The following is a 13378-nucleotide window of genomic DNA, read 5'->3' on the forward strand; positions in this document are numbered from 1 at the left end:
GTAAAAAGCAAGCAAACTAGCGGTCTTTAGGAGCCAAAACTTTGGCTAAATAACGTCCAGTATAGCTTTCTTTAACTTTAACCAACTCTTCGGGCGTGCCGCAAGCCACAACCTGTCCTCCAGCTTGACCGCCTTCGGGTCCAAGGTCAATCAGGTAATCAGCAGTCTTAATCACATCAAGATTATGTTCGATGACTAAAACCGTATTACCCTTATCAACCAGTCGCTGCAATACATCCAGCAGACGCTTAATATCATCGGTATGCAGGCCAGTCGTTGGTTCATCTAAGATATAAAAATTCTTACCGTTGGTCTTACGATGCAATTCACTGGCCAATTTCATCCGCTGTGCTTCTCCGCCGGATAAAGTCGTCGCCGGCTGGCCTAAGGTGACATAGCCTAAACCTACATCAGCAATCGTTTGCAGTTTGCGCTTAATTTTAGGAATAGCATCAAAAAATTCTAACGCTTCTGCCACTGTTAACTGTAAAATTTCGGCGATGTTTTTTCCCTTGTATTCAACTTCTAGTGTTTCTGAATTATACCGCGTTCCATGGCAAAGTTCACAAGGTACATAGACATCCGGTAAAAAGTTCATTTCAATCTTTAAGATACCATCACCCTTGCAGGCCTCGCAGCGGCCGCCTTTAACATTGAAACTAAAGCGTCCCTTGCCATATCCCCGCATCTTAGCTTGATTGGTCTTGGCAAATAAGTCGCGAATATCATCAAAAACACCGGTATAAGTGGCAGGATTACTGCGTGGTGTTCGTCCAATCGGACTTTGATCGATAGCAATAACTTTTTCTAAATGTTCCGTTCCTAAAAGTTTGGTATATTTGCCAGGCTTTTCAGTACTATGATTTAATTTTTGGGCCAACGCTTTTTTCAAAATCATATTGACTAAAGTTGATTTACCTGAACCTGACACCCCAGTGACCGCAATAAACTCACCTAAAGGAAAACGGACATCAATCTTTTTGAGATTATTTTCCTGAGCCCCATACAAAGATAAGACTTTACCATTGCCTTGGCGTCTTGTTTGTGGAACTTCGATAGCTTTTTTTCCAGCTAAATATTGGCCTGTCAACGAGTGCGGATTTTTTTCAACTTGCTTTGGTGTTCCGGCTGCCATCAATTGGCCCCCATTTTGCCCAGCTCCAGGGCCGATATCGATTAAATAATCAGCGGCCCGCATCGTATCTTCATCATGTTCGACGACAATCAAAGTATTGCCTAGGTCGCGCATCTTCTTTAGCGAAGCAATCAAGCGGTCATTATCCCGTTGGTGCAAGCCAATTGAAGGCTCATCCAAAATATATAAAACCCCAGATAAGTTGGACCCAATCTGTGTGGCTAAACGAATTCGCTGCGCCTCCCCGCCTGACAAAGTTCTGGCTGAGCGACTCAAAGTAAGATAATCTAAGCCCACGTTAACCAAAAAGTCTAACCTGTCGTTAATTTCTTTTAAAATAGGGCGAGCGATTTTTAATTTAGCATCACTGAAGTTTAAATTCTTAAAGAAGGTCAGGGCTTCGCCAATCGCTAAATCAGATACTTCGCCTATATGATGTCCGGCAATTTTAACAGCTAAAGCTTTAGCATTCAAACGGTAACCATGGCACGTACTGCACGTTAAACTGGTTAAATATTTCCGCATAACATCACGGGTGAAATCGCTGTTAGTCTCATTGTATCGCCGCCAAATATTAGGAATTACCCCTTCAAATGGGGCATCTACATCCCTGACTCCGCCAAAGTCACTTTCATAGTGGAAATGGAATACTTCATCCCCCGAACCGTATAAAATAAGCTCTTGCTGGTCTATAGGCAAGTCATCAAACGGTACATCCATATCAATGTTAAAAGTTTCGCAGCAAGCTGCCAACATTTTAGGATAGTATTTAGAACTGATAGGATTCCATGGGGCAATCGCACCTTCATTTAAGGTTAACTTACGGTCTGGCACCACCAAATCAGGATCAACTTCCAATTTAACACCCAAACCGTCACAATCTCCACAGGCACCAAAAGGCGCATTAAAAGAAAACAGTCTTGGCTCTAATTCTCCAATGGTAAAGCCGCAATAAGGGCAGGCAAATTTTTCGGAAAATTGCAGGGTTTCTTGCCCAACCACTTCGACACTGACATAACCGTCGGCCAGCCTTAAAGCCGCTTCCAGCGAATCAAAAAGCCGGCTTTTGATTCCTTCTTTGATGACGACCCGATCAACCACAACGGAAATATCGTGCTTTTTATTCTTGTCTAATTCAATTTCATCATAGATTTCTCTTTGCTCGCCATCTATTAGCAGGCGGGCAAAGCCTTCTTGCTTAATTTTAGCTAATAATTTTTTATGCTGCCCTTTTTTACTACGAATAACCGGTGCCATAATCACTAATCTTGAACGCAACGGCAGTTCTAATAACCTGTTAACCATCTGTTCAGGTGATTGGCTAGTGATGCTGGCACCATCGTTAGGACAAATTGGTTCCCCTGCCCGAGCCCATAAAAGTCGCAGGTAGTCATTAATTTCTGTAACAGTTCCGACCGTTGAACGCGGATTTTTGGATGTCGTTTTTTGATCAATCGAAATGGCCGGTGATAAACCTTCAATTGAATCCACATCAGGTTTATCCATTTGGCCTAAAAATTGCCTCGCATATGAAGATAAACTTTCCACATACCTTCTTTGTCCTTCAGCATACAAAGTATCAAATGCTAAAGAACTTTTGCCCGAACCGGAAAGACCGGTAATCACAACCAGTTTATCCCTTGGAATCTCCACATCAATATTCTTGAGGTTATGCTCTCTTGCCCCATGAATTACAATTTTATCTACTGCCATCTTCTTACCTCACTTCTAAAGGGATGCTTTTAATTCTAAAATCGTATCGCGCAAGGATGCCGCTTCTTCAAAATCAAGCTTTTTAGCGGCTGCTTGCATCTGAGCGGTCAATTGCTCCAGCATTTCCTTTTGATCCTTAGCTGATAAATCATTGAAATCAAAATTATCAGCAATTTTGCGCTTTTTAGCAGTCTTTTTATTGCCAAATGAAATCGCTGCTCTAATTTCTTTTTTGATGGTTTTAGGGATGATATGGTGTCCTTCATTGTATGCCATCTGAATTTTACGCCGCCGCTTTGTTTCATCGATAGCTTTTTGCATTGATTCCGTGATTTCATCGGCATACATGATGACATGGCCATGTTCGTTGCGGGCAGCCCGCCCAATAGTTTGAATCAAAGAACGCTCATTTCTTAAGAAGCCTTCTTTATCCGCGTCTAAAATAGCTACTAAAGACACTTCGGGGACATCAATTCCTTCCCGCAATAAGTTAATCCCAACTAAAACGTCAAATTTGCCCAAACGCAAATCACGCACAATCTGCGTCCGCTCCAGCGTTTTAATGTCTGAATGCAGATATTTGACCTTGATACCCAATTCCTTGAAATAATCCGACAAATCTTCTGCCATCTTTTTAGTCATGGTTGTTACAAAAACCCGCTCATTCCGTTCAACCCGCTGGTTAATTTCACTAACTAAATCATCCATCTGACCCATAATCGGCCGAACTTCAATTTCCGGATCCAATAATCCCGTTGGCCGGATAATTTGCTGAACCACATGGTCGGTTTGTTCTTTTTCATAAGGTCCGGGTGTGGCAGACATATAGATAATTTGTCCGGTTAATTTTTCAAATTCAGCTAATTTTAAAGGACGATTATCTAAAGCACTGGGCAGTCTAAAACCGTAATCAACCAGCATCTGCTTGCGGGCCTGATCACCATTATACATTCCGCGTACTTGCGGTATAGTAACGTGTGATTCATCGACAATCGTTAAGTGGTCCTTTGGGAAAAAATCCAGCAAAGTGAAAGGACGGTCGCTAATTCGACCATCCATATATTTCGAATAATTTTCAATGCCTGAACAATAGCCCATTTCAGCCATCATTTCTAAATCGTAAGTCGTTCGTTGTTCAAGACGCTGAGCTTCCAGCAGCTTGCCTTGCTTTTTGAGTTCATCCAAGCGTTGCGCTAATTCTTGCTTAATTCCTGCAATCGCTTTTTGCATCCGTTCATCATTTGTCAAAAAGTGGGTTGCTGGGAAAATAACAATTTTATCAACATCGGTTAATATTTCACCGGTTAAAGGATTAAACTCGCAAATGCGGTCAACATCATCCCCAAAAAATTCAATTCGCAAGGCAGAAGCATCGCTTGACGCCGGGAAAATATCAACAATATCGCCCCTAACCCTGAAACGTCCCCGTTGAAAATCAATATCATTTCTTTCAAATTGAATATCAATCAGTTCATTTAAAAGCCGGTCGCGACCATATTCCTGATCAACATGGATGGATAAAGCCTGACTTTGATATTCGCGTGGATCACCTAAACCAAAAATGGATGAAACCGAAGCCACTACAATTACATCATTGCGTTCCAGCAGAGAACTGGTAGCCGAGTGGCGTAATTTATCTATTTCATCATTAATACTAGAGTCTTTTTCAATGTAGGTATCACTGGATGGAACGTAGGCTTCAGGCTGATAATAATCATAGTATGATACAAAATATTCAACCGCATTATGTGGGAAAAATTCTTTAAATTCTCCATATAACTGGCCGGCTAACGTCTTATTGTGCGCTAAAACCAAAGTGGGTTTATTTACATTTTGAATGACATTTGAAATAGTAAAGGTCTTACCGGTCCCAGTTGCCCCCAGCAATATTTGGGCATGTTCCCCTTGATTAATGCCTGCCGTCAATTCCGCAATAGCTTGCGGCTGATCACCGGTTGGCTGATAGGGTGCTACAAGTTCAAAATCTCGATCTGCTTGACGTTCAATCACGTTTTTCCCACCTTTGCAAATAATTCGTAAGTATTGTAACATAGCGAACGTAAATTCGCAAAAAATTAACTTAAAAAAAAGAAGCCGGCTCAGCCGGCTTCTTTTATGCTCTAATCAACGTAAGCATTGATTCCCTTTTCAAATTTAGCCACATTTGCTTGGGCTTCTTGTAAGTTTTGACCCTTTGTTCCAATGTAGAACTTAATCTTAGGTTCTGTACCAGATGGACGTACAGCAATCCAAGTTTCATCAGCCAAAATATATTTCAAAACGTTTGATGAAGGCATTCCCATCTTTTCCACCTTGCCATCAGCATCACGTTGTTCATCGCTAGCAAAATCTTGGGAGCAAACAACCTTAACACCGGCAAAATCTTTTGGTGCTTCTTGACGTAATTTAGCCATCAAATCTTTAATTTGTTGAGCTCCTTCAATACCATCAAAAGTCAAAGCAGTCGTCTTTTCAGCAAAGTAGCCGTATTTTTCAAATAATTCCTGCAAACCATCATACAAGTTCTTGCCTTGCTTACGGTAGTAGGCAGCTACTTCAGCCAATAAAAGCAGGGATTGAATTGCATCTTTGTCACGAACAAATGGACGAATCAAGTAGCCGTAGCTTTCTTCAAAGCCCATCATAAATGTATGTTCCTTCGTTTCTTCAAAGTGTTGAATTTGTTCAGCAATAAACTTAAATCCAGTCAAAACATTGATTGTTTCACAGCCAAAGTCAGCGGCAATTTTAGCTGCAAATTCACTGGAAACAATTGATTTGACCAAAGCACCATTTGTAGGCAACGTATTTGCATTTTTACGGGCTGTCAAAATGTAGTTCAGCATAATAGCAGCAATTTGGTTACCTGTTAACAGCTTATATTCGCCATCTGGCTGACGTACAGCAGCTCCCAAACGGTCAGCATCAGGGTCAACTGCTACCAATAAGTCAGCGTTATCGCGTTTGCCTAATTTAATAGCCAAATCAAAGGCTTCAGCAAATTCTGGGTTAGGGTGTTCAACTGTTGAAAAGTCTGGATCTGGCTTAGCTTGTTCTGGTACCATCGTGAAGTCTTCAAAGCCTGCTTGACGCAAAGCTTTTTCACCCAACATAGCCCCTGTCCCATGTAGCGGTGTGAAAATTAACTTCATCGTCTTGCCTTCTTGAGCAACTAAATCAGGATCAACGGTAACTTTTTTAACTTCAGCTAAGTAAGCTTGGTCAACTTCAGCTCCAATAATCTTTAAAGTACCGTCATTAATCAAGGCATCTTTATCAGCAGCCTTAATCTTAAATAAATCATCTGCTTCACGAATATATTTGGTAATCAAATCTGATTCCTTAGGTGGCATTTGAGCCCCATCTTCACCGTAAATTTTATAGCCATTGTATTGCTTTGGATTATGGCTAGCTGTAATCATAATCCCGGCATAAGTGTGCAAGTGGCGCACTGTAAATGATAATTCCGGTGTTGGACGCAAACTTTCAAAAACAAACGTTGGGATTCCATGAGCTCCTAACACACGTGCTGATTCAAAGGCAAATTCTTGTGACTTATGCCGTGAATCATAACTGATAGCCACCCCGCGCAATTTAACTTTTTCATCCAAAGTATCCATGAAAGAAGCTAAACCTTCAGTGGCTTGCCTTACGGTGTAAATATTCATTCGATTGATACCGGCACCAATAACACCACGCATACCAGCTGTCCCAAATTCAAGCGGTGCATAAAAAGCATCTTCTAAAGCTGCTTCATTATCAGCCAACGAAGCCAATTCAGCCTTTAAATCGGCTGTTAAATCTTGATAATTTTTCCATGTGTTATATGTGTCTTTCCAACTCATAAAATCACCCCTATATGTTATTCAAATTACAGTATACTACATTTTCAGCTTTATTTAAAACGGGTTGTTTTAGTTAACTATTTATATGTTAACTAAAATTAAGTAAAATTTCAATCATATTTTACGTTGCCGTCCAAATACCATGGATTATGTGGCTGCCAATAACGCCGATATAAAATCAGAAAAATGCTGCCAGCAAAAATCACCACCGATAGCCACTGAGAAACTCTTAAAAAGCCCAGCATTAAACTATCTGTCCGCAATCCTTCAACAAAAAAGCGTCCAAATGAGTACCATCCAGCATAAGTTAGTACTACTTCACCCCGTTTAAACAAATGCACCTTATGCCTTAAAGACATCAGCAAAATAAAACCGGCAAAATCCCACACTGATTCATATAAAAAAGTAGGCTGGTAATAAACACCATTAATTTTCATCTGCTCAATGATAAAATTAGGCAGCATCAAGCCTTTCAAAAAAGCTCTAGTCGTTGCGCTGCCATGTGCTTCTTGGTTGATAAAATTGCCCCACCGGCCCATTGCTTGTGCCATGATGACTGTTGGTGCCATAATATCCATAAAAAGCCAAGGTGACAATTCTTTAACCCGACAAAAAATGACCAAGGTCAGCACTGCTCCAATTAATCCGCCGTAAATGGCAATACCACCATCCCAAATGCGGACAATCTCAGCTGGGTGTTCGGCATAATAAGACCATTCAAAGACCACATAATAAATGCGGGCGCAAATAATCGCTACCGGCAAAGCATATAAAAGATAGTCATAAAAGTTATCTTCATGTACGCCTCTTTTTTGACCTTCACGCACTGACAAAAACAACGCCAGCAGTACTGCCGTCCCGATAATAGCCCCATACCAGTGCACGGTAAAAGGGCCAAGTTTTAAGGCAATTGGATTTATCGCTCCTAACAATCTTTTGGCCCCTCCTTAGTCAACAGAATTTTGCTTAATCAAGGCATTCAAATTATCTTCAAAAGCCTTTGTTGCATCATATCCCATTGTTTTAGCTCTAAAGTTCATCGCAGCTGCTTCAATGATAATGGCCAAGTTGCGACCTACTTTAACCGGAATGGTAATTTTCGGAATGCCGACATCAAAAATTTGAACCATTTGTTCACCATTGCCTAAACGATCAAATTTCTTTTCCTTATCCCAATTTTCCAAATGAATAATGAGCGAAATATCGGTCTTATCGCGCACAGCACCGGCCCCAAACAGATTCATGACGTCAATGATTCCAACTCCGCGAATTTCTAACATGTGGCGTAAAATAGCTGGTGCTTCACCGACAATTGTTTGTTCATCTTGCTGGTAAACTTCTACGCGATCATCAGCAATCAAACGATGACCACGTTTAATCAAATCAAGCGCTGTTTCTGATTTACCAACCCCTGAATCACCGGTAATCAAAACACCCAAACTGTAAATATCAACTAAAACACCGTGTAAAGACTTGCGTTCAGCCAATTTACCACCGAGAAAATCTGTCATTTTAGCAGATAATCTAGTTGTTGGCAATTTTGACCGTAAAATCGGTACATGGTGGCTAACAGCGGCCTTCTCCATCTCAATCGGCACATCTAAAGCCCGTGAAACGACAAAACAAGGCGTCTTATCACCACAAAGCTTTTCCATGATTTCGCGCCTTCTTTTCGATCCCATGGTGTGTTCATATGATATTTCCGTCATACCAAATAACTGTACCCGCTCTTGCGGATAGTAATCCAGATAGCCGGCTAATTCCAGCCCCGGCCGCGAAATATCTTCAGTTGTAATTACTCTTTTATCTAAATCTTCAGCCCCGGTATATACAGTTAAACCTAACGCATCTACCAGTTCCTTTACTGTTACCCCATTCATTTTTTTACCTCACATTTCAATTTCAAAATTATTATTAGTCTATTGTATCATTTTTTAACCGCTTTCAACACCTTTAATCGATATGGTCGGTAATAATCAAGTTCACGACACTAATAATAATGGCCACTACAAAAGCTGAGCTGAAACTGGAAAATTGGAAAAAATCTCCCATCAAATAAGCAGTTAATTCCAGCATCACCCCATTAATAACCAGGTAAAAAAAACCTAAGGTCAGGGCCGTAATCGGTAATGATAAAATAACTAAAAATGGTTTAACCCACATATTAAGCAGCCCCAAAACCACTGCCGCTAAAAAAGCTGCTAAAATGCTAGAGACATGCAAAATATTTGGGAAAAAGCCTGCTGTCGCTAAAAAAACTAACGTATTAACCAAACAGCGCTGCCAAAAGCCCATTAATCTTTGCCTCCTTTAGTAATATCTTTTTCTGTTGCGTCGGTAACTTTTTTGCATTGCTTCGTATTAGAACTGCTTTTATCTCTTTTCAAAGCTTCCGCAAACATGCCATGCAACATCGTTAAAACATCATTGTAAGTATCATTTTTCCTAGGCATTACTAAAGCTAAGATAATATAGGCTAAAATGACTACATATACCATTGGCGGGAACAATTCGGCCACCATAGCCGCCAAAAGAAACAATCCTCTGACAATATAAGGATGAATCCCGAAATATTCAGCAATACCTGTGCAAACACCGCAAACCAGCCCATGATTTGAGCGATACAGTTTCTTTTTCATTTATCTTCCTCTCAATCAAATAAAATCAATCCTATTTCATGCGGTGCATCCGCATAAATAGCACTTTCGCAAATTTTTAACTCACCATCGACATTTTGCACTAATAACTTGCAATAAGCAGCATTTTCCTGCAAAGCTTGGTATAATTCGCTGGCATTAGCCACGGGCTTTTTATTACATTCTAAAATAATATCGCCTGCTTCAAGCTGCATTTTAGCTGCCGGCGTATCGGCTTTAACAGCTACCACCCGTACACCTCGGCTCGTTTCAACATACCAAAAATGTCCTTTGCGGTTATAGTTATAACAGCTGTATTGAAGTAAAAGTTCCGCCAAAAAACTAAGTCCTAATAAAACCAAACCATAATTTTGCGGAATAAACAGTGCTAAAAATGCCAACACCGCTTCCAAAAAAGCCAGCTGGTTTTTACGCTTTTGATAATAAGCCAAAAGTGCTTTAGGCTTTAACTTCGTCGTAGTCAAATACGTCAATATTAAAAGCGGCATTAAAACAATCGTAAAATGCTGCGAGCTACCATTTAAAATCCAAAACAGCGGTATACCCCCATTTTTACCGGTAGGCACCAGCAAAATCAAGGGAATCAGTGCTAAATTACGCCAGCTGTAACTGACAATTCGCCGGCCTCTTTTGCCTTCTTTAATTGTGGGCGTAAAAAAAATTGCCTTTGATTTTGTAGCAACCGCCGCCTGTAAAAAGGCCGTTAAACTAGCCAACAACAACATCATCGTCGTAAATCCGGCAGGCAATTTATCCGCCCAAAGCCAACCTTTAGGTGCCAAAAGCATAATAATCCCTGTACCGATTAAAGCCAAAAAGCTCAAATCGCACGCAGCAAAAAAGATTAGGGAAAGACCTGCCAAAATCTGATATAAATAGATAACTTTCATTGGCAGTCCGATTCCGCACAGAACCGTAAAAATACCCGCCGTAAAGAAGAAAGCTAAACTATCTTTTAAGAAGTGCCGCCCTTCATAGCAATCACTATTGACGGCAATTCGAAATTGCTGGCGTTCTTTTTTTACCCGGATGAAATACATCCCCAAAATCCAAATTAAACTCAACCAAACCAGTGGCTGACACAAATAATTTTTAATTACCGCCAAAATAGCCACGACTACGCCCCCTTTTACTATCATCATTATAACAAATTACAATCCACTGCGGAAAAATTCAGCTAAATTAATCTAAATAAAAAACCTGATTTCACTAAGAAATCAGGTTCATCTTTAAATTTTAAGGAAACGGCTCATTGAAAGACCTGAGCCAATCGCGCCAATCACAATCCCAATCGCAGCTAATAACAGGTCAATTTCCCACAAGAATGTGCCTGGTGTCAGCAGGGAATAACTGGTTCCGGCTAAGGATTCAGACAACACACCATAAAGCCAAATGTATAACGCATCAACCACAATAAGCGGTAAAATAGCCCCCAAAAGTCCGGTCCAAGCGCCTTCTAAAATAAATGGCCAGCGAATATAACTGTTAGTTGCACCAACTAAACGCATAATGGCAATTTCATTTTTACGCGACATAATCGTAATTCTGATTGTATTGGAAATCAAAAAGACGGCCACAAACAACAGCAAAATGCTAATCGTTACACCCCAACGCTGGATGCTAGCCACAACTTTGAAAAGTTTTTTAGCTGAAGCTCCACCGTATTTGGCATCAGAAACATGTTTTAATTTTTTAGCCTTTTTAGCCACCTTAATGGTCTTTTCCGGTGAAGTTGCACTCACAACGTAAACATCAGACAAGGGGTTGTCATCACCTTGGAATAATTTGAATTCATTCCCATAGACACTGACAACATTCTTCAATTCCTTTTGCTTGCTTGAAAATTCAATGCTCTTAACTCCAGAAATTTTCTGCAATTGTTTCTTTAACTTAGCTTCTTGTTTCTTGGTTGTACCACGATCAATAATGACCCGAACCTGCACATCATTTTCAACATCCGTTGCCACTTTGTTGATATTAAGCAAGATAGAAAGTAAAATACCCACCAGCAAAAGCGTAACTGTAACCGCACTGACAGCGGCAATGGACATCCAGCCATTACGCTTTAAACTTTTGAAGCTTTCGCGTAAATGACGCTTAATCGTTACTGCTTTCATTTAAGTATTGTCCTCCTTCTTGATCACGTACAATCTTGCCATCCTCAATTTCAATGACACGATGCTTATATTCATCAACCAATAAACTGTTGTGGGTCGCCATCACAATGGTTGTCCCATCCTTATTGATTTTTTCCAAAATATCCATAATGCCTTCTGAGGTTTCAGGATCCAAGTTACCCGTTGGTTCATCAGCAATCAAAATACTTGGCTTATTGGCAATCGCTCTGGCAATCGCGATTCTTTGCTGTTCACCACCGGATAATTCGTTAGGAAAATTATCAGCCTTATCAGCCAAACCAACTAAGTCTAAAACCTTAGTTACCCGCTTTTGAACTTCTGCTGGTTCTTTTTCAATAACTTGCAAAGCATAAGCGATATTTTCAAAAATAGTTAACCGCGGCAATAATTTGAAATCTTGGAAGACAATGCCTAATTCGCGACGCAAATATGGCACTTCACTATTTTTCATACTTTCAAGTTCATATTCATTAACTTTAATTTGTCCCGAAGTTGGAACTTCTTGATGGTACATCATTTTAACAAAAGTTGATTTACCTGCCCCACTAGGTCCAATAACGTAAACAAATTCACCCTGATCAATTCTTAACGAAATGTGGTTTGTTGCTACAACACCATTAGGGTATTCTTTCACAACATCTTTATATTCAATCAATGTTATGCTCCCTTCCTATTATTTACAACAGTATCCATTATAACATTAATATTTAGACTTTCTTTGCATACTTGTTACAATTACTTATCAATTTTTTCTCGGTTTTAACGCGGATTTTCCTGCTTCAAATGCCATTGAAGATAGGCATTGATGAAGCCATCCAAATCACCATCCATGACATTTGAAATATTTCCTGTTTCAAAACCGGTCCGGTGATCTTTAACCATTGAATATGGATGGAAAACATACGATCTGATTTGTGACCCCCAACCGATATCCAACTGTTCACCTTGAATTTGTGCCCGCTTTTTTTCCTGTTCTTCTAACTCTAATTGATACAGTTTAGATTTCAACATTCTTTCTGCGGTTGCCCGATTTTGAAATTGTGACCGTTGTGCCTGACTCGAAACCACAATTCCTGTTGGAATGTGAATCAATCGAACCGCTGAACTAGTTTTGTTGATGTGCTGCCCCCCAGCACCAGAGGAACGAAAGACTTCCATTTTGATATCTTCAGGACGCAAATCAACTTCAACATCATCATCTAGTTCCGGCATAACATTCACCGAACAAAATGAAGTATGCCGCCGACCAGCTGAATCAAAAGGCGAGATTCTCACCAAGCGGTGCACCCCTTTTTCGCTGCGCAAATAACCGTAAGCATTGGTACCTGAAATAACCATCGTCACTGACTTAATACCTGCTTCATCGCCGGCGAGGTAATCTTCAATTTCAACTGTAAATCCATGCTGTTCAGCCCAGCGAGTGTACATTCTTAAAAGCATTGCTCCCCAGTCTTGCGACTCAGTTCCGCCCGCCCCGGGGTGAAATTCTAAGATGGCATTATTCTTATCATAAGGACCATTTAACAGCAATGACAATTGGTAGCTTTGTAACTTTTGCTTTGTTAATTGGTATTTATCGTCTAATTCAGACCATAAGTCACTGTCGCCATCTTCTTGACACATTTCCAAGAGAATTTCCAATTCTTCAACAGCTTCTTTTAACTGGTTAAAGTTATCATACTTGTTTTTTAAAACATTGTTTTCATTAATAATTTTTTGTGCCTTGGCTTGATCATTCCAAAAAGTTGGATCAGCCATCTGTGCTTCATTGTCGGCAATGGATTCTTTCAGGACATCGAGGTCAAAGAGACCCCCTAAAGTCCGAAATCTGTGCTACCATTTGCTCAATTTCTTTCTTATATTCACTAAATTCCAAAATTTTTACCTGCT

11 protein-coding genes are annotated in these 13378 nt (G+C 40.2%); all 11 read right to left on the reverse strand.

Annotated features, from left to right (window positions below):
- Positions 1-16: 16 nt before the first annotated feature.
- The 11 genes from uvrA to prfB all read right to left on the reverse strand — a co-directional run bounded on the left by uvrA (position 17) and on the right by prfB (position 13364).
- Positions 17-2848, reverse strand: a complete 2832-nt coding sequence (uvrA, locus tag BMX26_RS05665; protein WP_075530496.1) for an excinuclease ABC subunit UvrA — start codon at positions 2846-2848, stop codon at positions 17-19.
- A 15-nt stretch (positions 2849-2863) separates the two neighbouring features.
- Complete coding sequence (gene uvrB, locus BMX26_RS05670; RefSeq protein WP_075530497.1) at positions 2864-4858, reverse strand: excinuclease ABC subunit UvrB; 1995 nt, start codon at positions 4856-4858, stop codon at positions 2864-2866.
- A gap of 110 nt (positions 4859-4968) precedes the next feature.
- On the reverse strand, positions 4969-6693 hold the full coding sequence (locus tag BMX26_RS05675) for a phospho-sugar mutase (RefSeq protein WP_075530498.1): 1725 nt from the start codon (positions 6691-6693) through the stop codon (positions 4969-4971).
- 110 nt (positions 6694-6803) lie between these two features.
- Positions 6804-7625, reverse strand: coding sequence for a prolipoprotein diacylglyceryl transferase (gene lgt, locus BMX26_RS05680; protein ID WP_075530499.1), 822 nt, complete (start codon positions 7623-7625; stop codon positions 6804-6806).
- Between the two features lie 15 nt (positions 7626-7640).
- On the reverse strand, positions 7641-8573 hold the full coding sequence (gene hprK / locus BMX26_RS05685) for an HPr(Ser) kinase/phosphatase (protein ID WP_075530500.1): 933 nt from the start codon (positions 8571-8573) through the stop codon (positions 7641-7643).
- Positions 8574-8646: 73 nt separating this feature from the next.
- A complete protein-coding gene (locus BMX26_RS05690) occupies positions 8647-8988 on the reverse strand; it encodes a phage holin family protein (protein ID WP_075530501.1) in 342 nt (113 codons plus the stop codon).
- The gene (locus BMX26_RS05695; RefSeq protein ID WP_075530502.1) at positions 8988-9332 is read right to left on the reverse strand and encodes a PspC domain-containing protein; all 345 of its coding nucleotides are present in this window, start codon (positions 9330-9332) and stop codon (positions 8988-8990) included. The genes BMX26_RS05690 and BMX26_RS05695 overlap by 1 nt, the downstream gene beginning before the upstream one ends.
- A gap of 11 nt (positions 9333-9343) precedes the next feature.
- Positions 9344-10465 carry a PDZ domain-containing protein gene (locus BMX26_RS05700; RefSeq protein ID WP_075530503.1) on the reverse strand — a complete coding sequence of 374 codons (1122 nt, stop codon included), beginning with the start codon at positions 10463-10465 and terminating at the stop codon, positions 9344-9346.
- A 114-nt stretch (positions 10466-10579) separates the two neighbouring features.
- Positions 10580-11467, reverse strand: a complete 888-nt coding sequence (gene ftsX, locus BMX26_RS05705; protein ID WP_075530504.1) for a permease-like cell division protein FtsX — start codon at positions 11465-11467, stop codon at positions 10580-10582.
- Positions 11448-12143: a cell division ATP-binding protein FtsE gene (gene ftsE, locus BMX26_RS05710; protein ID WP_075530505.1), complete on the reverse strand. Its 696-nt coding sequence runs from the start codon at positions 12141-12143 to the stop codon at positions 11448-11450. Before ftsE ends, ftsX begins: the two co-directional genes overlap by 20 nt.
- Positions 12144-12247: 104 nt before the next feature.
- A protein-coding gene (gene prfB, locus BMX26_RS05715) for a peptide chain release factor 2 (protein ID WP_225355209.1) occupies positions 12248-13364 on the reverse strand; the annotation gives its coding sequence in 2 pieces (ribosomal slippage) (positions 12248-13291 and positions 13293-13364; 1116 coding nt in all).
- Positions 13365-13378 lie beyond the last annotated feature (14 nt).

Origin of the sequence: Ligilactobacillus sp. WC1T17 (assembly GCA_900110005.1) — a bacterium.
Taxonomy (GTDB): Bacteria; Bacillota; Bacilli; order Lactobacillales; family Lactobacillaceae; genus Ligilactobacillus; species Ligilactobacillus ruminis_A.

What these genes read in the sequence shown, in the direction of transcription:
- BMX26_RS05675 (WP_075530498.1), bottom strand. Translation starts at nt 6,693, where the DNA reads ATGAGTTGGAAAGACACATATAACACATGGAAAAATTATCAAGATTTA.
- hprK (WP_075530500.1), bottom strand. Translation starts at nt 8,573, where the DNA reads ATGAATGGGGTAACAGTAAAGGAACTGGTAGATGCGTTAGGTTTAACT.
- BMX26_RS05695 (WP_075530502.1), bottom strand. Translation starts at nt 9,332, where the DNA reads ATGAAAAAGAAACTGTATCGCTCAAATCATGGGCTGGTTTGCGGTGTT.
- ftsX (WP_075530504.1), bottom strand. Translation starts at nt 11,467, where the DNA reads ATGAAAGCAGTAACGATTAAGCGTCATTTACGCGAAAGCTTCAAAAGT.
- BMX26_RS05690 (WP_075530501.1), bottom strand. Translation starts at nt 8,988, where the DNA reads ATGGGCTTTTGGCAGCGCTGTTTGGTTAATACGTTAGTTTTTTTAGCG.
- uvrA (WP_075530496.1), bottom strand. Translation starts at nt 2,848, where the DNA reads ATGGCAGTAGATAAAATTGTAATTCATGGGGCAAGAGAGCATAACCTC.